16 protein-coding genes and 1 tRNA gene are annotated in these 21,214 nt (G+C 44.1%); 9 read left to right on the top strand and 8 right to left on the bottom strand.

Annotation, left to right across the window (positions count from 1 at the left end; all coding sequences use genetic code 11):
- Window positions 1-33 precede the first annotated feature (33 nt).
- The 7 genes from ACO1R6_RS00505 (at window position 34) to ACO1R6_RS00475 (ending at window position 8,014) form a co-directional block, all read left to right on the top strand.
- Entirely contained in the window at window positions 34-1,068 is a 1,035-nt protein-coding gene (locus ACO1R6_RS00505; RefSeq protein WP_486261383.1) for a Gfo/Idh/MocA family protein, read from the top strand.
- A complete protein-coding gene (locus ACO1R6_RS00500; RefSeq protein ID WP_486261381.1) occupies window positions 1,058-2,188 on the top strand; it encodes a glycosyltransferase family 4 protein in 1,131 nt (376 codons plus the stop codon). The genes ACO1R6_RS00505 and ACO1R6_RS00500 overlap by 11 nt, the downstream gene beginning before the upstream one ends.
- Before the next feature lie 6 nt (window positions 2,189-2,194).
- Window positions 2,195-3,331, top strand: coding sequence for a CgeB family protein (locus ACO1R6_RS00495; protein ID WP_486261379.1), 1,137 nt, complete (start codon window positions 2,195-2,197; stop codon window positions 3,329-3,331).
- Window positions 3,321-4,427 (top strand): CgeB family protein, encoded by a 1,107-nt coding sequence (locus ACO1R6_RS00490; RefSeq protein WP_486261377.1) that lies wholly within the window; start codon window positions 3,321-3,323, stop codon window positions 4,425-4,427. Before ACO1R6_RS00495 ends, ACO1R6_RS00490 begins: the two co-directional genes overlap by 11 nt.
- Window positions 4,424-5,515 carry a CgeB family protein gene (locus tag ACO1R6_RS00485; protein ID WP_486261375.1) on the top strand — a complete coding sequence of 364 codons (1,092 nt, stop codon included), beginning with the start codon at window positions 4,424-4,426 and terminating at the stop codon, window positions 5,513-5,515. Before ACO1R6_RS00490 ends, ACO1R6_RS00485 begins: the two co-directional genes overlap by 4 nt.
- A gap of 92 nt (window positions 5,516-5,607) precedes the next feature.
- Window positions 5,608-6,426, top strand: coding sequence for a TIGR04290 family methyltransferase (locus tag ACO1R6_RS00480; protein ID WP_486261373.1), 819 nt, complete (start codon window positions 5,608-5,610; stop codon window positions 6,424-6,426).
- A 100-nt stretch (window positions 6,427-6,526) separates the two neighbouring features.
- Window positions 6,527-8,014 (top strand): glycoside hydrolase 5 family protein, encoded by a 1,488-nt coding sequence (locus tag ACO1R6_RS00475; RefSeq protein WP_486261371.1) that lies wholly within the window; start codon window positions 6,527-6,529, stop codon window positions 8,012-8,014.
- Window positions 8,015-8,124: 110 nt separating this feature from the next.
- Here the strand turns inward: ACO1R6_RS00475 and ACO1R6_RS00470 are convergent, their stop codons facing one another.
- Both ACO1R6_RS00470 and ACO1R6_RS00465 read right to left on the bottom strand, forming a co-directional pair.
- Complete coding sequence (locus tag ACO1R6_RS00470) at window positions 8,125-9,261, bottom strand: trypsin-like peptidase domain-containing protein (protein ID WP_486261369.1); 1,137 nt, start codon at window positions 9,259-9,261, stop codon at window positions 8,125-8,127.
- Window positions 9,262-9,321: 60 nt separating this feature from the next.
- A complete protein-coding gene (locus ACO1R6_RS00465) occupies window positions 9,322-9,903 on the bottom strand; it encodes an RNA polymerase sigma factor (protein ID WP_486261367.1) in 582 nt (193 codons plus the stop codon).
- 232 nt (window positions 9,904-10,135) lie between these two features.
- On the opposite strand from ACO1R6_RS00465, the gene ACO1R6_RS00460 reads away from it, so the two are divergent.
- A tRNA-Leu gene (locus ACO1R6_RS00460) sits at window positions 10,136-10,218 on the top strand.
- Between the two features lie 159 nt (window positions 10,219-10,377).
- On the opposite strand, the gene ACO1R6_RS00455 is transcribed toward ACO1R6_RS00460, so the two are convergent.
- Genes ACO1R6_RS00455 through ACO1R6_RS00435 form a run of 5 tightly spaced genes read right to left on the bottom strand, consistent with a single transcriptional unit; the run spans window position 10,378 to window position 18,630 of the window.
- Entirely contained in the window at window positions 10,378-11,958 is a 1,581-nt protein-coding gene (locus tag ACO1R6_RS00455; protein WP_486261365.1) for an NFACT RNA binding domain-containing protein, read from the bottom strand.
- Between the two features lie 3 nt (window positions 11,959-11,961).
- Window positions 11,962-12,723, bottom strand: a complete 762-nt coding sequence (locus ACO1R6_RS00450; protein WP_486261362.1) for an MBL fold metallo-hydrolase — start codon at window positions 12,721-12,723, stop codon at window positions 11,962-11,964.
- Window positions 12,720-12,995 carry a hypothetical protein gene (locus ACO1R6_RS00445; RefSeq protein ID WP_486261360.1) on the bottom strand — a complete coding sequence of 92 codons (276 nt, stop codon included), beginning with the start codon at window positions 12,993-12,995 and terminating at the stop codon, window positions 12,720-12,722. The genes ACO1R6_RS00450 and ACO1R6_RS00445 overlap by 4 nt, the downstream gene beginning before the upstream one ends.
- A 9-nt stretch (window positions 12,996-13,004) precedes the next feature.
- Window positions 13,005-13,382: a response regulator gene (locus tag ACO1R6_RS00440; protein ID WP_486261358.1), complete on the bottom strand. Its 378-nt coding sequence runs from the start codon at window positions 13,380-13,382 to the stop codon at window positions 13,005-13,007.
- A 1-nt stretch (window position 13,383) separates the two neighbouring features.
- Window positions 13,384-18,630 (bottom strand): PAS domain S-box protein, encoded by a 5,247-nt coding sequence (locus ACO1R6_RS00435; protein ID WP_486261356.1) that lies wholly within the window; start codon window positions 18,628-18,630, stop codon window positions 13,384-13,386.
- A gap of 428 nt (window positions 18,631-19,058) precedes the next feature.
- Here ACO1R6_RS00435 and miaA point away from each other — a divergent pair, with 428 nt between their 5' ends.
- Window positions 19,059-19,991 (top strand): tRNA (adenosine(37)-N6)-dimethylallyltransferase MiaA, encoded by a 933-nt coding sequence (gene miaA / locus ACO1R6_RS00430; protein ID WP_486261354.1) that lies wholly within the window; start codon window positions 19,059-19,061, stop codon window positions 19,989-19,991.
- A 140-nt stretch (window positions 19,992-20,131) separates the two neighbouring features.
- Here the strand turns inward: miaA and pfkA are convergent, their stop codons facing one another.
- Window positions 20,132-21,103 (bottom strand): 6-phosphofructokinase, encoded by a 972-nt coding sequence (pfkA, locus tag ACO1R6_RS00425; protein ID WP_486261352.1) that lies wholly within the window; start codon window positions 21,101-21,103, stop codon window positions 20,132-20,134.
- Between the last annotated feature and the right edge of the window lie 111 nt (window positions 21,104-21,214).

The following is a 21,214-nucleotide window of genomic DNA, read 5'->3' as shown; positions in this document are numbered from 1 at the left end:
GTTAAAACCAGAGCTGTTATAATTAAATACAATATGCCTGAAGAACAGTTACTTGAAAATATTCCTGAATTAAAACAAAAAGATAAAATTCCCCAGTTAGGCTTTTTAGGGGTGGGTTGGATTGGCCGTAACCGGCTGGAAGTAATTGCCAAAAATAAGGCCGGTGCCGTGGCGTATATTTCCGATCCGGTTCCACAAAATACCGAAGCCGCTTTGGCTACAGCGCCCGAAGCCCAAGTGGTTAGTTCTTTCCCCGATATGCTTACGGCTTCCACCGACGGTATTGTAATTGCAACGCCCAGCGCCGGGCACGCCGAGCAAACCATTACGGCCTTAAAAGCGGGTAAAGCGGTTTTCTGTCAGAAACCCTTAGGCCGCAATTACCCCGAAACCCAAATGGTAGTAGCGGCGGCCCGGCAGGCAAATAAATTATTAGGCGTAGATTTATCATACCGGTATACGCAAGCCATGCAAGCTGTTTACCAGGTAGTGCAATCCGGCGAGTTAGGTAATATTTATGCGGTAGAGCTTACTTTTCATAATGCATATGGCCCTGATAAAGCTTGGTTTTACGATCCCAAATTGTCGGGTGGCGGCTGTGTAATTGACTTGGGTGTGCATTTAGTGGATTTAGCTTTGTGGAGCTTAAATTTTCCGGCCGTCGAGCGGGTATCCAGCAGCTTGTTTGCCAAGGGGCAGCGCATCCGGAATAATGCCGAAGTGGTAGAAGATTTTGCTACGGCCAGTATTAATTTGGAAACCGGCACGCATATTTCTTTAAGCTGTTCCTGGAATTTGCCGGCCGGACAAGAGGCTATTATCAATGCTACTTTTTATGGTACGCAAGGGGGCGTAGCCTTTAAAAATGTAAACGGCTCGTTCTATGATTTCGAGGCCCAGCGTTTCTGGGGCACCCAAACCGAAATTCTGTGTACGCCCCCCGACGATTGGTCGGGGAGGGCTGGCGTAGTTTGGGCCAACCGTTTAGCCGCCGGCGAAAATTTTAACCCGGAGGCAGAAGAATTCGAAAAAGTGGCCTTGGTGCTGGATAAAATATATGGCCGCTAAAAATAACGCTACTTTCCGGGTACTCATGACCGCCGACACCGTAGGTGGGGTTTGGACGTATGCCCTGGAACTTATTCAAGCCCTGGAGCCGTACGGCGTTGCCGTTGCTTTAGCTACTATGGGTCGTAAATTAAGTTCTAGCCAACACGAGCAAATAGCTGCTCTGCCTGCGGTAACCCTCTACGAAAGCAACTTCCAACTCGAATGGATGGATAACCCCTGGCAAGATTTAGAAAAAGCCGGCGAATGGCTGTTGCACATAAACCAGGAATTTAAACCCGATATTATTCACCTGAATAATTTTGCGCACGGCCCCTTAAACTGGGGTAAACCGGTGGTAATGGTGGTGCACTCGTGCGTGGGATCTTGGTGGCAGGCCGTTAAGAACGAAGAAATACCCGCTTCCTGGTCCCGGTACCGGCAGGTAGTTACAGATGGTTTGCAGGCCGCCGACTTGGTAGTAGCGCCTTCGGCTGCCATGTTATTAGAAGCTGAGCAACTTTACGGGCCTTTTAATAAGAGCCAGGTAATTTACAATGGCCAGAAAACCGATGCTTTTGATTATCGTGCCAAAGAGCCTTTTGTATTTAGCATGGGCCGGGTTTGGGACGAGGCTAAAAATATTAAACTGCTGGCCCACGCGGCGGCAGCATTAAACTGGCCGGTATATATTGCCGGCGATGCCCGACATCCGGTAACCGGCGAAACGCAGTTGCTCCCCAACGTTACTTTTCTGGGCCCTTTAACTAAGCCCGAGGTAATTGATTGGCTCAGCCGGGCGGCAATTTTTGCTTTACCGGCCAAATACGAGCCCTTTGGCCTGGCAATACTGGAAGCGGCTTTGTCGGGTTGTGCCTTGGTGGTGGGCGATATACCGGCCCTGCGCGAAATTTGGGGGGCAGCCGCTACCTACGTAAACCCCGATGATGCCGAAGCGCTGGAAGAGGCACTACAAAAATTAGTTGCCGATGAATTTGTCCGGAATATAATGGGTTTCCGGGCCATGCAACAAGGTTTGCAATACAGCATTAAACAAACTGCTTTCCACTATACCAAAGTGTATCAGCAACTCTTAGGCGATTTAGCAGAAAAAGAATCCGAAAGTAAATATCAGAATTAGATACCGATGAAAATAGTAATGTTTTACCATTCCCTCTTATCGGATTGGAACCACGGCAATGCGCATTTCTTAAGAGGTGTGGTGCAGGAACTCATCCAACGGGGCCACACGGTGCAGGTTTTTGAACCGGAGAATGGCTGGAGTTTACAAAACCTGGTTAACGATTACGGCCCCGAAAAGCTGGATGAATTAAAAGAATATTATCCCAACCTCGAAACCAATTTTTACCAGCTGGCTTCTTTAAACCTGGATAAAGTTTTGGCGGGTGCCGATTTGGTATTGGTGCACGAATGGAGCGAACACGAACTGGTAAAACGCATTGGCCAACACCACTTAACGCATCCGGAATATAAATTAATTTTTCACGATACGCACCACCGTGCCATAACCGAAAAGGAAAGCATGTCGCGGTACGATTTAAGTCACTACGACGGTGTTTTGGCTTTTGGAGAAGTTATCCGGCAAATTTATTTAAAAGAAAACTGGACGCAGTGCGCCTGGACCTGGCACGAAGCTGCCGATACCTCAGTTTTTTACCCGCACCCGCGCACCACTTTGGCAGGCGATTTAATTTGGGTAGGCAACTGGGGCGACGAAGAACGTACCGCCGAGTTGCACGAGTTTTTAATTAACCCGGTAAAAGAACTTGGCCTCAAAGCAAAAATTTACGGCGTACGTTATCCCGAACATGCCCTTAAATCGCTGGCTGCGGCCGGTATTGAATACGGTGGCTGGTTGCCCAATTACAAAGCGCCCGAAGAATTTGCCAAATATAAAGTAACCGTGCACGTGCCGCGCCGTCCGTACGTAGAAGCCTTGCCCGGAATACCCACTATCCGGCCTTTTGAAGCGTTAAGTTGTGGCATTCCGTTAATTTCGGCGCCCTGGGAAGATGCCGAAAATTTATTTACGCCCGACCAGGATTTTTTAGTGGCCCGCAATGGCGAAGAAATGAAGCAACATTTGCAAACCGTGTTACAGGAACCGGCACGTGCCCAGACTTTAATTGATAATGGCCTAGATGTAATCCGACAGCGCCATACTTGTGCCCACCGGGTAACCGAACTTGAGCATATTTGTGCCGAACTAGGCATCGCTAAAAATAAAATTTACCCCAGCAAAGATATTGTTCATGAAAAATAGAAAATTAAATATTGCATTTTTTGGCTCCAGCTTAGTTTCGGCGTACTGGAACGGGGCAGCTACTTACTACCGCGGCATTGTGCGGGCATTGCACGAGCGCGGACACCAGGTAACCTTTTATGAACCAGATGCTTACGAACGCCAGCAGCACCGCGATATTCCTGATCCCGAATGGGCCAAAGTAGTGGTTTACCCCGCTACCGAAGAAGCCGTTTTTCAGATGCTGGAGGCTGCTACCGGAGCTGATCTGGTTATTAAAGCCAGTGGCGTAGGCGTTTTTGACGAACTTCTGGAAGCGGAGGTGCTTAAGCTTAAAACCCCCGAGCGAATGGTCGTATTCTGGGATGTAGATGCACCGGCCACCCTCGATCGGGTACAACATAATCCGGCCGATCCTTTTCGACAACATATACCGCAATACGATTTAATTTTAACTTACGGTGGCGGCGACCCGGTGGTGCAGGCTTATGCAGCGCTGGGAGCCCGGCAATGTGTACCCATCTACAATGCCTTAGATACTGCTACGCACTTTCCGGTAGCGCCCGATACTAAGTTTGCCTGCGACCTGGCCTTCTTAGGTAACCGCTTGCCCGACCGCGAAGCGCGTGTTGAGCATTTTTTCCTGGATGTAGCAGCCCAATTGCCAAACCAGAAATTTATGATTGGCGGCAGCGGCTGGGGTGATAAGCCCATGAGCCAGAATATTACCTACATCGGGCACGTGTATACCCAGGAGCACAATGCTTTTAACTGCACACCCAAAGCGGTATTAAATATTAGCCGCGAAAGTATGGCCCGCTACGGGTTTTCGCCGGCTACCCGGGTATTTGAGGCCGCTGGTGCTGCTGCCTGCATAATTACTGATTATTGGGAAGGCATAGATTACTTTTTTCAACCCGGTTCTGAAATATTAGTGGCCCGCGACGGCAAGGAAGTAGCCCAAATACTGGCGGATTTAACGCCCGAAAAAGCCCAGAAAATAGGACAAGCCGCCTATAAAAAGGTATTAGCAGCCCATACTTACGGCCACCGCGCCGACCAATTAGAGAGATTGTTATACAGCAAAATAGCCCGGAACGCGGAGGAGTTGGTATGACCAGAGAAACTTTAGATATTGTAATCCTGGGTTTATCTATTACATCGTCGTGGGGAAATGGGCATGCCACTACTTTTAGGGGAGTGGTGCGCGAACTGAATGCCTTGGGGCACCGGGTTTTATTTCTGGAGCGCGATGTGCCCTGGTATGCAGCTAACCGTGATTTGCCTAACCCGGAATATTGCACCACCGCCTTGTATACTTCATTAGACGATCTTAAACACCGGTTTACCGACCACGTGCAGGCCGCCGATTTGGTAATAGTGGGTTCTTATGTGCCGGAAGGAGTGGCGGTAGGGCAGTGGGTCATAAATACGGCCCAGGGCGTAAAAGCTTTTTACGATATTGATACCCCGGTAACCTTGGCCAAATTGGCGCGGGAAGATTACGAATATTTGCATCCTGGTTTAATTCCGCAGTACGATTTGTATTTATCGTTTACCGGCGGGCCCACTTTAGATTTACTCGAACAAAAATTTGGCTCGCCCATGGCGCGGCCACTTTACTGTTCTTTCGACCCAGATTTGTATTATCCCGAAGAACAGGAGATACAGTGGGATTTAGGCTACCTGGGTACTTACAGCGACGATCGCCAGCCGCCTTTAGAAAGCTTAATGCTCGATGCGGCCCGGGCCTGGCCTGTTGGTAAATTTGTGGTGGCCGGTCCGCAGTACCCTGCTTCGGTTGCCTGGCCCGCCAATACCCAATATATACCGCATTTACCGCCCGCCGAACACCGGGCATTTTATACCCGCCAGCGCTTTACACAAAATATTACCCGGGCCGATATGATTAAAGCCGGCTACTCGCCTAGTGTGCGGCTGTTTGAGGCGGCCGCTTGCGGTACACCCATCATCAGCGATTACTGGGAAGGGCTGGAGACATTATTCTCTTTCGATACCGAAATATTAATTGCGCGTACCGCCCAGGATACTCTCCGGTATTTAAAGGAGTTATCTGAAACAGAACGGAAAAATATTGCTGAAAGAGCCCGGCAAAAAGTACTCGCCCAACATACCGCGGCCCATCGCGCCCTGGAACTAACCCAATATTTACGGGAATTGCGGGGTGCTCTTAAAGTAAATTAAATAATGCTGAACCTAAAGGCAAAGCCCAACCTGTTAGCTTACTAACCGGTATAAGGTTTGCCTTTTTAACATTACAGAAAATAATTATTAGGATGCAAACTATCCAACAGGAAATACAAGCCCTTGGACCCTGGTTCCATAATATTCATTTACCCGATGGTAGCCAAACCGCTCCCGGCCATGCTTTCGGCGATTTTCCGGCTTTTAAATGGCGTGATATAGAACCGTATATTCCGACTGATTTAACCGGCTGGCGGGTTTTAGATGTTGGTTGCAATGCCGGTTTTTACACCATTGAGTTGGCCAAACGCGGCGCGCAAGTATTGGGCATAGACGTAGACCCGCATTATTTACGCCAGGCTAACTGGGTGGCCAAGCAATTTGAGTTAGAAGCACAAGTAGAGTTCCGGCAAATGCAGGTGTACGATGTAGCCCATTTAGATCAGGAGTTTGATTTAATCTGGTACATGGGCGTGTTATACCATTTGCGTTACCCTTTGCTCTCGCTCGATATTCTTACCCAAAAGTTAAAACGTTTAATGGTGTTCCAGACGTTAACCATGCCGGGCGAGGAAAAACTGGAAGTTCCCAAAGATTTAGACATTCAGGATCGCGATAAAATGCTAGAGCCTGGCTGGCCCGTAATGGCTTTTATCCAGCACCGTTTGGCAGGCGATATTACCAATTGGTGGGCACCCAACCATGCTTGCATAGAAGGTATGCTGGGTTCCTGCGGCTTAAAAATTACGCACCGGCCAGCCCACGAAATTTACCTTTGTGAACCCGATAAAGCAGACCCGAACCAGGTGCATACCTGGAATAATTCTGAATATTTGTCTGCTACCGGACAGGCCTGGGAAGAAGCGGTTGCGGTTAAGGTTAAAGATAAAAACCGCACCATTACCCGTTAGTACCAGTCTGATTATAATAATTGATTAATCTTAATAGAAAGAAATTAAAGCCATTACCTATAATTAAGTTTGTTGGCATAAGTTGCAGAAGGCAGAATAAATGTTTTACATAGAATCGGAACCGGAAGTTGGTCAGGAAAGCGCCAGACTCGGAAAAGAAAAAACAAAAGCAACTAGTTTATCCTGGATTAAGGTTGCTCCCCATGCCCCTTATTTTATTACAGAAGACGGTAATCCCTGGACACCTATTGGGCAAAACGACGCGGTAACCTGGCCAGAATTTGCCGGATTATTTCGCCGCAAAAATATGGCGGCAGTAGAAGCACATTTAGCCTACCTGGCTGCGCATGGCGTTACCTGTTTACGGTTTATGCTGGAATATTGCCAAACCGAAAACCGTTACCTGGAACGGCCGGCCGGTAAATTTCAGCCGAATATGGTACGCCTCTGGGACGATTTATTTATCCTCTGCGAAAAGTATGGTTTACGCTTGTTACTTACCCCTTATGATACTTTCTGGATGTGGATCCGGTGGAAACACCACCCGTATAACCAGGCCCAGGGTGGGCCGTGCCGGAAAAGATCGCAATGGCTGCTGTGCCCGGATACTCTGCAGGCTATAAAGGCGCGCTTTACCTTTGCCGCTGAGCGGTGGGGCGGGAGCGGAGCCCTTTTTGCCTGGGACCTCTGGAACGAGATTCATCCGGCCCACGCCGAAAATACCACAGATACCTTTTACCAGTTTGTTGACGAAATCAGCGACCACGTGCGTAATGTTGAAATGCGGCTGTATGGCCGGGCGCATCTGCAAACGGTTTCTTTATTCGGACCCGTGTTGCAAGAACATCCAGCCGTAGCCGACGTTATTTTCAGGCATCCAAAACTCGATTTTGCCACCACCCACTTCTACGACGCCAAAACGATTAATCATCCTAAAAATACAATTGATCCGGCCATTTGTACCGGTGCTTTGGTGCGCGAAGCCTTAGAACATTTACCGGCTAACCGGCCATTTTTCGATAGTGAGCACGGGCCTATTCATGCGTTTAAAGATTTACACCGGACTTTGCCCGAACCTTTCGACGATGAATATTTCCGGTTTATGCAGTGGGCTCACCTGGCCTCTGGTGGGGCTGGTGGCGGAATGCGCTGGCCGAACCGGCATCCGCACGTGCTTACGCCGGGTATGCGCCGTGCGCAACAAGGTTTAAGCCGGTTTATGAAATATATTAACTGGGCTACTTTCCGTCGGAAAAACTTGAATCAGGAAGTAAAAGCAAGTGCACCGGGCCTGGAAATATTTGCTTCCGCCGATGATGCCCAAGCCGTAGTTTGGTTGTTGCGGAAAAATAAAGTTAAAAAAGGTATGCTGGATGCAACAGATCTCCCTATTCAAACCAATATTACCATTCCGGATTTAGGACCGGGTGTGTACACAATTAATTATTGGGATACGCTAAGCGGCAGCGAATTAGCTCGCGAAGAGGTAGAAAATACCGCCCCTAATTTGGAACTGAAAGTGCTACCCATAATTACGGATTTAGCAATGGCCATTGTAAAAAAGAATATTAACCAGAGCACCCGTTAACTAAAACGGGAAACGGTAAAAAGTGCAATAAATAGAATTTCTTTATCAGCCTGATTTGATTAATTCAGGAATAAAAAGATAATAAAAGGAAGAAATAAGTAAAGGTGTACTTAGTTGTTGTACACCTTTATTACAAATACAAAATCCTGAATTTTTTTGAGTTGCTCCGGTCGGCGGGTACCGGCCAGGCTGTTACGCCGCGATAGTTTGATTGGTGCCTCCAGCGAATCTGCAGATAATTGTTCTACAAGTTGTTTCAGGTACGTTGATTTAACGGCAAAAGAAGCGCCTTGCTGGTCGAGTTGCTGGCCGCTGATAACACCAATTAAATTGCCTTGGTTATCGAGTAAAGGACCGCCGCTGTTACCCGGATTTAATGGAATCGAAATCTGGTAGGAGGTTGTATCACCTTCAAAACCGCTGCGGGAGCTTAAAGAGCCTTCGCCAAAAACCATGTCTTCACGCGGATAACCCAACGTATAAACCCGTTCGCCTAAATCGCTTAATTCTGATTTAAACGCGTAAGGTAAATTGCCAAACCCTGTAAAGCCCGCATCTTCTATTTTCAGGATAGCCAAATCGTGGGTTTGGTCGCGGTAAATATTCTTTACTTTATAACGCTGGCCGGTGCGGTTTTCAATAAATACCGAATCGGCGTCTTTTACTACGTGGTAGCTGGTAACCAAGTAGCCCTCGGAACTGATAGCGAATCCTGTACCACTAAAAGTAGCCGGAATAGCTTTAGACGCCGTTCTGTTATCGGAACCGTTAATACCTTTTATAATTGCCCGCTGGCTGTTCTTAATAATTTCTACTTCCCGGCGAAGTGCGGTATACCGGGCATTTTGTTGTTTACCTAAAGACCGCCAAACATCTATACTGAGCAGAGTGCCAAAAACCGTTAAAATGGCTACCGAAGCGGCCACAGCAATGGTGGCATAATGTTGGTTCCAGAACACCCGGCGTTTTTGTTTGCCGCCAAAAGGCGTCATAACAGGTTTGGTGGCCGACGTAGAGGCAACCTCAGGTGCCATTTCCATATCGGCATGAATGGCGTTAAGTTGCTCTTTTAAGGCTTTTCGTTTGCTATAAAATTGCAAGGTGCCCGCAACTTCTTTAAATTCCCGGTAATAAGCCGCTAAATCCGGGTCGGTTTGTAATCGCATTTCAAAATCAGCGAGCTCTTCCCGGCGCATTTGGCCGTTAAGGTATTTCTCAATCTGACTGAAGGCTTCTAACTCTTTCATATATGGGGTGACTTACGCTTTGCCGCAGGTAAATCGGATTTTATTACTTGTTTGTTTTGATTAAAAACGTTCGGCTTTAATTTTATAAATATTAAAAAATACCTTTTTTAAACGTAAAAGACACTTGTACTTTTGGTTCTTGGTATTATCGGCGTTGGTATAACCAAACTTTTCGGTTATTTCCTGCATGTTTAAGTCCTGGATGTAAAAGTCTTCGAGCAATGTTTTGCAAGGCTCGCCTAACTGCGATAAGGCTTCGCCCATTTTGCTAAACTTCAATTCCCGCTCTTCCAGTTCCTGTACATCGTCGGTTACGTCTAAATAATTATCTGATTCGGAGACCAGACCCGCAAACCTGTTTTTAAAGGCCAAACGTTTTAGCCATAAGCGCCTACAAACCGAATACAAATATGTTTTTATCAAGCAATTCAGTTCGAGGGTTTCGTCCCGAATTTTTTCAAAAAAAACAATTATTGCCTCCTGGTAAATATCTTTAGCTTCTTCTTCGGTACCGTTATTATTTAATACCAAATGCAGAACCATGGGGTAATGTTGCTTGTAAAGGTAAGCCAAGGCAGCTTCGTCTTCGTCCCGAATACCTGCCAGCAAAGCCTCCTCCGAAAAATAAACTACATTAGGCATTCACGTTCCTCTCTTAATACCATTTGGTTAATTTTGTAACCCATTTATTTTAGCGTATTTTATAAAAAATAGTAATACGGGCATTTTATCTTTATTCTAAAATCAAATTTGGCGAGCTTAAATTCAAAATCAAAGCGAAAAAGTAAGAATGTAAGGCCAGCGGCACTTGCACACTTCTGAAATGCTTCTTACCTTTGGGCATAGGTACAACGCAAAAATATACCTTAAAAATGCGCACGTGGTGAAACTGGTAGACACGCCATCTTGAGGGGGTGGTGCCTTACGGGTGTGGGAGTTCGAATCTCCCCGCGCGCACTTAAAGCCTGGTAACAATATTTGTTGCCAGGCTTTTATTTTTTTAGGATAATATATTTTAGGCGGAATATTATTCACAAACCTTAAACCAGCTAGTTGCTTAATTTAAGCTTTTTATAATTCGGTTATTTAGCGAACCTAAAGCCAAACGTAAAAAAGCTAATCGTTCTTGCCTGGGAATTTCTCGAAGGGATTTAGTGGTTTTACCAGAATAACTTTTTCGCGTTCTACGATAACGGCACCCGGTTCGGCACCTTTGGGTTTGCGTACATATTTCTTGGGCGTATACAGCACCGGGCACAACGAATCGTTTTTGCGCTTGGAGTACCAGGCAGCCAGTTGCGCGGCTTTTTCCAGCACCGGCGCCGGAAAGCTTTTGCCAGCCTGGTATTTGATTACCACGTGCGACCCCGATACATCTTTGGCGTGCAACCACAAATCTTCTTTGTAGCTGTGTTTTTGGGTAAGTAAATCGTTGTTTTTAGCATTTTTACCTACCAGTATTTTAAAGCCATCGGTTATAAATTCGCGGAATAAATGCTCATTGTCTTTTTTGGCTTCGGTTTGTAATAAATCGTTTTGCTTCAGGAAAATTTTTAACTCCTGGTTTGTTTTAATGCCATTAAGCTGATGCAGCAAACGCTCCAGTCGGCCTATTTCAACTTTTTTTGCTTCAGACCTTTCGATAAGGTAACGTATTTCTATCTGGCGGTTTTTGTTCTTTTTGTAAAGCCGTTCGGCAAATTTTTGCGGCGTTTCTTTGGGGTTTAATTTAATGGTAAGCGGCTGATTTTCCTGGTAAAAATTTTCTACAGTTACTTCGGTTGCTTCGGGCCGGATACGGGTTAGATTGGCCATAATCAAATCAGCGGTTTGACTTAGGGTACTATCGTATTCCATTTCCAGAATCTGGTATTCGGTCTGGTCGAGGTATTTTTTGGCTCCGGCCAATTGTCGAGAAAGTTTGGCGTGCGTGGCTGTATAATGCGCTTCAAAATAATTTTGGGATAAATAAATCCGGACAAACTCCTGCAATGCAAGCAAAGGGTCGGTGAAGGTGTGGCTTATTTCGCCGAGCGGTAAAAGGCTAAGGCGGATTTTTCCTTTATGCCGGGTAATATAATATTCCGGATTTTCGAGTAAACTTACTACCTCGTTTAGTAATTGCCATTGCGTTTCGGGCGCGGCTGTAGCGTAGCCTTTTTCTTTTAAATAATCAACCGGAATATCGCCGAACGTAGGATAAATTTTTTCGGGTTGGTGGCGGTTAAGTAAGAAATATTCCTGGCTTACCTCTAGTTGGCGCCCCAGCGCCGAAAGCGGCAGGGCTAAATCTTTAATTAACTTTTTCCGGAAGAGCGTTTGGGCTTCCTGGTGCCGGTATAAAACCAGGTTGGCCCGGTTACCAAATAATTTAAAAAGAAGTGCCCAGTTGTCTTCCAATTCTAAGTAAAAGCTGCGCTCATTAGGCTGCTGTACTACCGCTAAAACTTTCTTGCCAATAATTTCGGGAAATAAATCTACACTATTGGCCCGCGCCCGGTTAAAAGTGGCCGGGAAAGACAAAGCCGAAAATTGCTCGGTAAGTTGCGCTTTTAGGTAAAAGTCGGTGTGGTTATCAGTAAACCCAATAATTAACTCGTCTTTTTCCTGGCTAAAACAAGAGACTATGGTAAAATGCCGTATTTTTTGTTCGAGCGCCGGGGTAAGCTGCCGCAGAAAGTAATAATTGTTGTGCACAGTTTAAAGTTCTAGTTTCAGGCCATCGTAGGCCAGACTAACAAACTCGGGTAGTTCGGCTTCTACTTCGTGGTGCAAGCCCATTAAATGACTGATATGCGTGAGGTAAGCTTTTTGCGGGCGTAACTCAGTTAACAGATCCAGGGCTTCGGCTAAAGAATAATGCGAAATATGTGGTTCTTTCCGCAAGGCATTGAGCACAATAACCTCGGAGCCTATAATTTTCTTTTTTTCTTCGGCGCTGATATAATTGGCGTCGGTAATGTAGGTGAAATTTTGAATGCGGAAACCCAGTACCGGCAATTTGTAGTGTTTTACCCGGATGGGTTGCACCGGAATATCGTCTAAAGTAAAGGGTGCTTCGGTAATGGGGTAGAGGTTTACCCGCGGTATACCGGGGTAATTATGACCCGAAAAAATATAGGCAAATTCTTGTTTAATCTGATTGAGCACGCGTTCTTCGCCGTAAAGGGGCATGTCGGTGTGCTGCATAAAATTGTAAGCCCGGATATCGTCTAAGCCGGAGGTGTGGTCTTTGTGTTCGTGGGTAAAAAGCAGGGCATCGAGGCGTTTAATGCGCTCCCGCAATACTTGTTGCCGGAAATCTGGCCCGGAATCGATAATAATGCTTTTGCCCTGTGTTTGAATATGCACCGAAACCCGGAGGCGTTTATCCCGGAAATCGAGCGAACGGCAAACTTCACATTCACAACCAATTACCGGTACTCCCTGGGAGGTGCCGGTGCCTAAAAAAGTTACGGTCAAAGTGCCTTTTCCTGGTTACAAATTTCCTGGTACAACAACATGCTTTTTTCCGTAAGCCGGCTGGTATCCAGGGGGGTGTGGCGTAATATTTCGTATAAACAATTAATGCGGCCTTCCAGCGGAAAATATTTATTTACCACGGCCACTTTCCTATCCTTTATTAAACAGTAACCCGCCTTAAAGTTACCTTTTTCGTATCGCAACATAAAGTCCGATTCGGCAAAAATATCTTCCAGGCGGGTTAAAAAAGAGCGGGTGTACTTTAACTCCATCCTTGCGGATTAAGATACATATTGTTTTACCGTTTGTACCAGCATATCAAAGTCTAGTGGTTTAGGCAAATAAGCGTTAATGCCGGCTTCTTTAAAATCATCCATGGTATAATTATTCGCGTTACCGGTTACCGCAATAATCGGAATCTTGGCTATTTGTTCGTCGGAATGTTTCCGGATTTCGCGGGTGCACTCCATGCCATTTTTTACGGGAATATTTAAATCCATCAGGATGGCATCTATCTTTTGCTTTTCCACCTGTTTCAAGACTTCACCGCCATTCTTAGCTGTAAGAATTTTATAATTCTGCAATTCCAGAATTTTCTTAGTCAGATTAAGAATTACAGAGCTATCTTCTGCTATCAGTATAGTTTTATTTTCAGCCATTTTAGTTTAGTGTAAATTTTTTCGGATAGTCTTTTCTAAAGTTCGAATAATGATCTAAAAGTAATGCAAAATCTTTATCTACGTTAGATAATTCTTTCTTTTTTATATCATGTTCTAATTTTTTTGCTGTTTCGGCCACAAATATAATACCTAATGTAGAGCTGGTACCTTTTAACTGGTGTAGTTTATCTAAAATTTCTTTATGCTGTTTTAAAGCAATGGCCATACCAGCTTCTTCGAGTAAAACTTCGGTTTCTTCTGCAAATTCATCGTACAAACTTCTGGCAAAATCGTCGCCGCCAATCTGGCGCAATTGTTCTATTACATTATCATCGATTAATGCTTCATCTGCGGCCGTTTCTGCTGGTTCCGGTATTATTTCGGTATCCTGAATAATAGCATTATCTTTATGCACAAACCATTTTTGAATAACGGCGTGCAGGAAATTAGCTTTTACGGGTTTAGAGACATAATCGTCTAAACCTTGGCCTAAAAATTTATCGGCATCGTCTTTCATGGAGTAGGCCGTCATGGCAATAATGGGCGGACAAGCTTTGCCTAATATTTTCTTGATTTCGGCAGTAGCAGTAACCCCATCCATTTCGGGCATCTGAATATCCATAAATATTAAATCGTAGGTTTGCGAAGTGGCCAGTTCTATGGCTTCGTAACCGTTAGAAGCAATATCAGCTTTACAACCCAGGCGCATTAAAAGCTTCTCGGCTACTTTCTGGTTAATCAAGTTATCGTCTACAAGTAATACGTATGGGTTTTGCTCAAACTTGCTTACATCATCTGATTCTTCGCGCAGTTGCTGTTGCTGAATAATGTCTTCTTCGTTGTGGGCAATGCGGCACTGAATGGTAAACCAGAAAGTACTGCCTTCGCCGTAAACCGAATCGACCCCGATTTCGCCGCCCAATAATTCGCTCAATTGTTTAGAAATGGCTAAGCCTAAACCAGTACCGCCAAAAGATTTGGTCGAAGAGTTATCGAGCTGGGTAAAATTGGTAAACAATAGCTTTTTGTTTTCATCGGTAATACCTATGCCGCTGTCTTTAACCCGGAACATAATGGTGCAGAATTCGCCATCGGTACTAATACTGGATACATTTAAATTAATAGTGCCCGAATTGGTAAATTTAATAGCATTAGAAGTAAGGTTAGATAATACCTGGAGCAAACGGGTTTCATCGGAATAAATAAACTGCGGCGTGTGCGGGGTAATATGATAATTAAACCGCAGGTTTTTCTGTTGGGCCCGGTTGGCAAACAGTGAGTGTATTTTGCTTAAAGTATAATGTAAATCTATACCGGTAATATTTAAAGATAGCTTACCGGCTTGTATTTTAGATAAATCGAGAATATCGTTCAGGATGGCCAATAACGCTTCCGATGATTTACGCAAAGTATCTACATATTCTTTCTGCTCCTCTGTATTAATGGCATGGTACAATAGATCAATCATACCAATAATACCGTTCATAGGCGTGCGCAGTTCGTGGCTCATGTTGGCCAAAAACTGTGTTTTGGCTTGTAAAGAGCTTTCAGCCAGATCTTTGGCTTTTATTAATTCTAGCTGAATTTTCTTAATATCGGAAATGTCGCGGGCTACGCCTTCAGTACCTAACGGATTGCCGTTGCTGTCGTAAACCTGGCTGGCACTAATCAGAAAATCTTTGATTGAACCGTCTTTGCTTTTAAAGCCAGCTTCAAAGTTCCGGACTTTACCTTGTTCCCTTAACCTTTGGAGCAGGGTATCCCGTTCATTCAGGTCGGCATAAAGCATGGAGGCATGCTCACCGGAAACTTCATCGGGGTGGTAGCCCAGAATTTCAGTTACAGATGGGCTCATCAGGGTTATTCTACCATCAGCATCGGTTTGATAGAACAAATCCTGGAAGGAGGTAAAGATATTCCGGAATTTTTCTTCGCTTTCTTCCAGCGCCAGCGCCGAAACTTTCTTCTCCGTAATATCCAGCGCCATGGCCGATATTTCTTCAAAAGAACCGTCTTCGAGGTAAATGGGATTTAAAAATATTTCCTGCCATTTAATATCGCCTTGCGGCGTGTAACTTCTTAGCTCAAAATGACACGGATGGCCCGCAAAAGCTTTCTGGTACAGCTCGTGCCAGATGTTAATTTCAGCTTCCTGTTCGGCAGGGCGGTTGCCAGCCGCAATGGCCAAATTATAGAATAAAGGTAAACCCAATTGCGGATGGGTGCCCCAGTTTTCGCTGTAAAAATTAAAGAAGTTCTGGTTGTAAGATGTAAATATTAAATCGCGGTTAACCGACCACATCATGTGGGAGCCGCTTTCGAAAATAGCTTTTAACCGGGCATTTTGTTTATTTATCTGTACCTCGTTGCGCTTCCGCTCAATGGCCAAAGCTACCTGGTTCGAGATAAAATGTAGGATTTCAATATCAGAACTTACGTAGGCTTCTTGTTTACGATAATCCTGCACGGCAATTACCCCAATAATGCGCTCGCCCACCATGAGTGGGGAACACAATATTACCTCGGGCATAGGGCCATCAATATGAATAACGCCTTTATTTTCTAATTCCAGAATATCTTCTTTTAGCAGAAATAGTGGTTTACCTGTATTGATAATATATTCTGAAATGCCAAAGGCAAATGGTCTTTCGCTTTCGGTACTATTGGCGGTATTGTATTGGTCTACGAAGTAAACGTAATTTAATTGGGTTTTATCTTCGTTGCATAAAGCAATATAAATATTGTTTGTTTCAATAATTTTGCTCAGCTCACGGTGAATAGCGCCATAAAGCGATTGTAAGTCTTTGCTACTAATGGCTAGGTTAGCGATACTGTAATAAACTTTTTGCAGACGCTCGGCTTTAATCCGGTCGGTTATATCGTGCAGAATAGCCCGGGTAGCAACGGCTTTATTGCCTTGCCAGGTACAGGTAATACTACCAATTAAGTGCACCGGCTTGCCGGTTTTGGTCAGAAATACCGTTTCTATTTTATTTACATTTTCGCCTTTGTACAGGTTGCGTAACTGGTAAATCAGCTTGGCCTTGTAATACGGGTGTACAATATCATTCAGGCTAAGTTTCTCAATATCAAAATCATCGAAACCTAGTTTTTCTTTCCAGGCTTTATTTACAAATAAAAATTTGTTATCGGTAGATACGTTCTGGATTAAGTCGTGCGAATTATCAAATATATCTTGCAGCCGGTTACGATTATCCTTTATGGCTTCTAAAGCGGCTTTTTTATCGGTATTGTCTTTTCCTAAATTTATAACGCCAATTATTTCGCCATCCGAATCGTATTCAAACATGCGTTGCCAGAAAAATGTCCGGGCTTCGCCGCTTTTCGTTTTTAATTCGCGTTCAAAATTATTAATGAGTTTGCGGTTCTTTACCGATTCCAGGAACAGCGTGCGTCTTTCTTCCTGCTCAGGTCCCGAAACAAACAAATCAAAATAATCTTTACCAATTAATTCTTCGGGTTCGTAACCCAGAATATCTTGCAGGTAAGTATTTACGTATTTGATCTGGCCCGTCAGGTCCACGTTCAGATAGGCCATTTCTATTTTGCCGATGAAATCGCGGAACTGGTTAATAGATTCCGTTAATACCTCTTCTTTACGTTTGGCAATGTGTATTTGCTTAAGTTCGGTAATATCGCGGATTACCGTTTGGATGTAGAACCGGCCACTAATTAAAATACGGTTGAAGCGTACTTCTGCCTCTAAGCTGGGCAAATCGGCATGTTTTCTTTTCCACTCAAATTTTAATTCTCCGCCTTTTTCCAGTACTTCCTGCAAATAATTTCGGAGGCGCTCTTCTTCGGCGGGGTTATTATTGCCTAAAATTTCCGGAATGGTTTTGCCAATAATATTATTTTTGCTAATGCCAATGATAGATTGGGTTGTGCGGTTGCTATCGGCAATGGTTACACCTTCACTTAAAATAATGGCATCCGACGAAGAATCGTAGAGGGCCTGGTACTTGCTCTCGGAGTAACTTAACTGACGGTTTAACTCGTGTTTGGTAATGTATTGGCCTATTTCATTGCCAATAGAATCTACAAGCGAAGTAAATGAATAAGTTATTTTTTTAGGATTGTGTACAAATAGTACCAGCACGGCTACACACGAGTTATCGGAGCAAACCGGCATAATAACCAAATCTTTAATTCGCAGGACTTTTTCAAAAAAGGCATACAGCAATTTTACCGAGTCGCGAATTTCTTTGCGGTTAAGCTTTTCTTTTAACTCCGGTTCTAGCGCAACCGAGGCATTTTTGTTTAGTAACGCTTGGTTGGTACCACTGGCCGACAGCAGATTTAAAAGGTGATCGCCTTCCTGGTACAGGTAAATGCCACCTCCAATTAACGGGGTTTTTTCCATTAATTGCTCCAGGGTAAACTGCAGAATTTCTTCGGTGGTTTTAAACCTAGGTAAATGCGACAGCAAATAATTAATAAACTCAAGCTGGTCGTTGCGGAGCCGGATATTTTGCTCGGAATGTAACCGGTTTAAAGTATCTATGGCGCTGGCAATTATTACTTTTTGACCTTTAAAGTAGCCTGGCGTTAAAATTATTTCTACGGTAATCAGTTCTTGGTTTTTGCCTTTAAACCAGGAGTCAAATTTCTGAATATTGCCGTTTAGGGTTTGGGTCAACCTTTTCCGGAAAAACGAACTTTCAAAAGAGTTAAAATCCAGAATTTCCGAAATGGGTTTGTTAATTAATTCTTCTTTCTGGTAAGAAGATAATTGTAAAGCTGCTTTGTTCAGATCCAGAATTTTACCCTGCGCATCGAGTATACATATACTCTCTAAGCTGTTTTCGAATATTTCTTTATAGTTATCTTCTTTCACATTTTTACCCGCTGTCGTTTTATTAGCAGGTGTTTTGTCGTTCAGGGTACAACAAATAAAAGCATGCCCTTCAAAATCCTGAACGTAAGTAAGGTTTAAGTTTAAATTATTATTAGGTTTTTGCGACTCTGATAAAGCTAAGCTAGCGTGTTTTTTCTGCGGTAATTTTACCAGCAAGTCCGAAATCTTTTTCTTTTCGCTACCGGGTACCAGGTTAGTTAAGCTTACCGCATGTAAATGATCGAGGGTAATGGTGTCTTGAGCAAGTCGCGTAGCGGCCAGGATACTACCGTCGGGCGCGCAAACCAATAATTTCTGTTGAGAGTCGGTAAGTTGCAAAGTAAGGTCCAATAAATTTTGGGCTAACTCCTTTACAGAAACTTCAGGCAAAGATACTGGATTATGGCGCATAAAAAGTTGTAGCTAGAGCAGAGAAATTTGTAATATATTTATATATCTAAAACAGTATAGATATGTTTTTAAATCAGGTTAAAATTCAAAAAATATAATCATATTTACAACTAATTACCGTTTTATTTATGATTTGTTTTGTAGCTGTAAATGTTAAAACGAGAATGACTTACGCTTGGTTTTTTGCATTAATAGAATAAGCTATACGGGCGTTTGCCTTTTGGTACTATAAGTTAAAGTAGCAGGGCTAAATTTTGTTAAAATATCAGGCGTGGTGTAATAGTACATAAAAGGGTAAAGTAAAACGTCTGGTTTAAACTTAAAAGTGACTGGATATACGAAATTAATATTTGCTGGGTAACTTTACGGGCTTAAAAAATCTTAAGCTGCTTAATTATTTGCCTTTAATGCCTTTACAAAAAGCTCCGGATTTAAAAACTTTATTGGTAGTAGCTGGCCCAACTGCGGTAGGTAAAACAGAACTGTGTTTGCGGTTGGCTACTCATCTTCAGGCACCAATTGTATCTGCCGACTCTCGCCAATTTTACAAAGAATTAAGTATTGGTACGGCTAAACCTACTCCCGCTGAGTTAGCCGCAGTGCCGCATTATTTCATTAATTCGCATACTTTAACCCAGGTTTATAGTTGTGGCGCTTATGAACAAGACGCGCTGGCGTTACTGCAACAATTGTTTAGCGAGACTGATTTGGTTATTTTAACCGGTGGTTCGGGGCTGTACATCCAGGCGGTTTGTGAAGGCCTCGACGAAATGCCCGCCATTAACCCCCAGATTCGGGAAAATTTAATATCTACTTTGGCCCAGCAAGGATTACCTGCATTATTAGCCGAGCTCGAAAAACAAGATCCGGTTTATTTTCAGCAAGTAGATCGGGCTAATCCGCAACGGGTAATCCGGGCACTAGAGGTTTGTTATGGCACGGGCCAGCCTTATTCCTCCTTCCGGAAAAAGAGCCGGGCAGAAAGGCCTTTCGGGATTATAAAAATTGGTTTAAATCGCGACCGAACAGAATTGTACGCCCGCATTGACCAACGGATGGACCAAATGTTAATTGCTGGCTTAGCCGAAGAAGCACGGGAATTTTATGCTTACAGGCACCACAATGCATTACAAACCGTTGGTTACCAAGAAATATTTGATTTTTTTGAAGGTAAACAGGATTGGGACGAAACGGTACGTTTACTTAAACGCAACAGTCGGCGGTATGCCAAAAGACAGCTTACCTGGTTTACCCGCGACCCGGATTTTAAGTGGTTTCATCCGGATGAATACGAGGCCATGCTAGCATATATAAACCAAACTACCGGCCGGCCGGAATAATTTAAAAAACAAGTAAGAGCGAAAAATAGGGGCGATTGGCCTTACCTTGCATTCAGCAGAAACAGTGATGCTGAAAGTAAAAACCTGTTCTGTTGAATGAAGGTAATGGGTTGCCGCTAAAAATTTTAAAGTACTACAGATTAAACGCTTAATATTTCAACCATTCGTACAAAACGCTGGTTAATTATTTTCTTTTTGTTAATGGTATCTTTAAACGGGGTATAAACCAAACGCGAATTTACTATCCCGGCCATTACGTCGGCTTTGCCGTTTATTAAACCCTCTACGGTTGCAATACCAATCTGGCTGGCCAGTAATCGGTCGGCGGCTGTTGGGGCACCGCCCCGTTGCACGTGGCCCAGAATTGTTACGCGGGCATCCATTTGGGGCAAAGCTTCTTTAACCTGCGCAGCTATATGAGTTGCATTGCCTTCTTCGTCGCCTTCGGCAATTATAATGATAAAGGACGTTTTAGAGCGGCTCCAACCGTTGCGCAAAGTATCTATCACCTGGTCTATGGAAGTAGATGTTTCCGGAATCATAACAATTTCGGCACCTCCGCCAATGGCGCAGGGCATGGCAATGTAACCAGAATCGCGGCCCATTACTTCAATAAAAAATACCCGTTCGTGGCTGTCGGCGGTATCGCGTATTTTATCAATGGCGTCGAGGGCCGTATTTACCGCTGTATCGTAGCCAATGGTGTAATCGGTGCCGTATAAATCGTTATCAATGGTGCCGGGTGCCCCCACAATCGGAATCCCAAATTCTTCCTGAAAAAGGGTAGCGCCGGTAAAAGTACCGTTGCCACCAATGGCTACCAAACCATCTATCTCAAATTTCTTTAATTGCTCATACGCTTTTTCCCGGCCTTCGCGGGTCATAAATTCTTGGCTCCGGGCCGATTTTAAAATGGTACCGCCTTTCTGTATGGTATTGCTCACCGATGAAGATTCCATCCGGAAGAATTCACCTTTAATCATGCCATTATAGCCTTTCCGGATGCCGTATACCTCAATACCGTGGTAAATGGCCGTTCTGACTACTGCCCGGATACAAGCATTCATTCCCGGCGAATCGCCACCAGAAGTAAAAACCGCAATTCGTTTCATGTTCACCTTAATTAAGCCGGCAAATTAAATAAATTTAGCCCTATTAATTCGCTAAATTTCTTATATTTTAACTTAAGATTTAAATTTCTATAATACTGAAACCTTTTTTTT

This window comes from Adhaeribacter sp., from assembly GCF_057359045.1.
The sequence above is the reverse complement of the archived record's forward strand: the minus strand, read 5'-3'. Positions and strand labels throughout refer to the sequence as shown.

Excerpts from the sequence above, each read along its gene's own strand:
- ACO1R6_RS00480 (WP_486261373.1), top strand. The coding sequence starts at position 5,608 with ATGCAAACTATCCAACAGGAAATACAAGCCCTTGGACCCTGGTTCCAT.
- ACO1R6_RS00500 (WP_486261381.1), top strand. The coding sequence starts at position 1,058 with ATGGCCGCTAAAAATAACGCTACTTTCCGGGTACTCATGACCGCCGAC.
- ACO1R6_RS00505 (WP_486261383.1), top strand. The coding sequence starts at position 34 with ATGCCTGAAGAACAGTTACTTGAAAATATTCCTGAATTAAAACAAAAA.
- miaA (WP_486261354.1), top strand. The coding sequence starts at position 19,059 with ATGCCTTTACAAAAAGCTCCGGATTTAAAAACTTTATTGGTAGTAGCT.
- ACO1R6_RS00485 (WP_486261375.1), top strand. The coding sequence starts at position 4,424 with ATGACCAGAGAAACTTTAGATATTGTAATCCTGGGTTTATCTATTACA.
- ACO1R6_RS00490 (WP_486261377.1), top strand. The coding sequence starts at position 3,321 with ATGAAAAATAGAAAATTAAATATTGCATTTTTTGGCTCCAGCTTAGTT.
- pfkA (WP_486261352.1), bottom strand. The coding sequence starts at position 21,103 with ATGAAACGAATTGCGGTTTTTACTTCTGGTGGCGATTCGCCGGGAATG.
- ACO1R6_RS00475 (WP_486261371.1), top strand. The coding sequence starts at position 6,527 with ATGTTTTACATAGAATCGGAACCGGAAGTTGGTCAGGAAAGCGCCAGA.
- ACO1R6_RS00445 (WP_486261360.1), bottom strand. The coding sequence starts at position 12,995 with ATGGAGTTAAAGTACACCCGCTCTTTTTTAACCCGCCTGGAAGATATT.
- ACO1R6_RS00440 (WP_486261358.1), bottom strand. The coding sequence starts at position 13,382 with ATGGCTGAAAATAAAACTATACTGATAGCAGAAGATAGCTCTGTAATT.
- ACO1R6_RS00465 (WP_486261367.1), bottom strand. The coding sequence starts at position 9,903 with ATGCCTAATGTAGTTTATTTTTCGGAGGAGGCTTTGCTGGCAGGTATT.
- ACO1R6_RS00470 (WP_486261369.1), bottom strand. The coding sequence starts at position 9,261 with ATGAAAGAGTTAGAAGCCTTCAGTCAGATTGAGAAATACCTTAACGGC.
- ACO1R6_RS00495 (WP_486261379.1), top strand. The coding sequence starts at position 2,195 with ATGAAAATAGTAATGTTTTACCATTCCCTCTTATCGGATTGGAACCAC.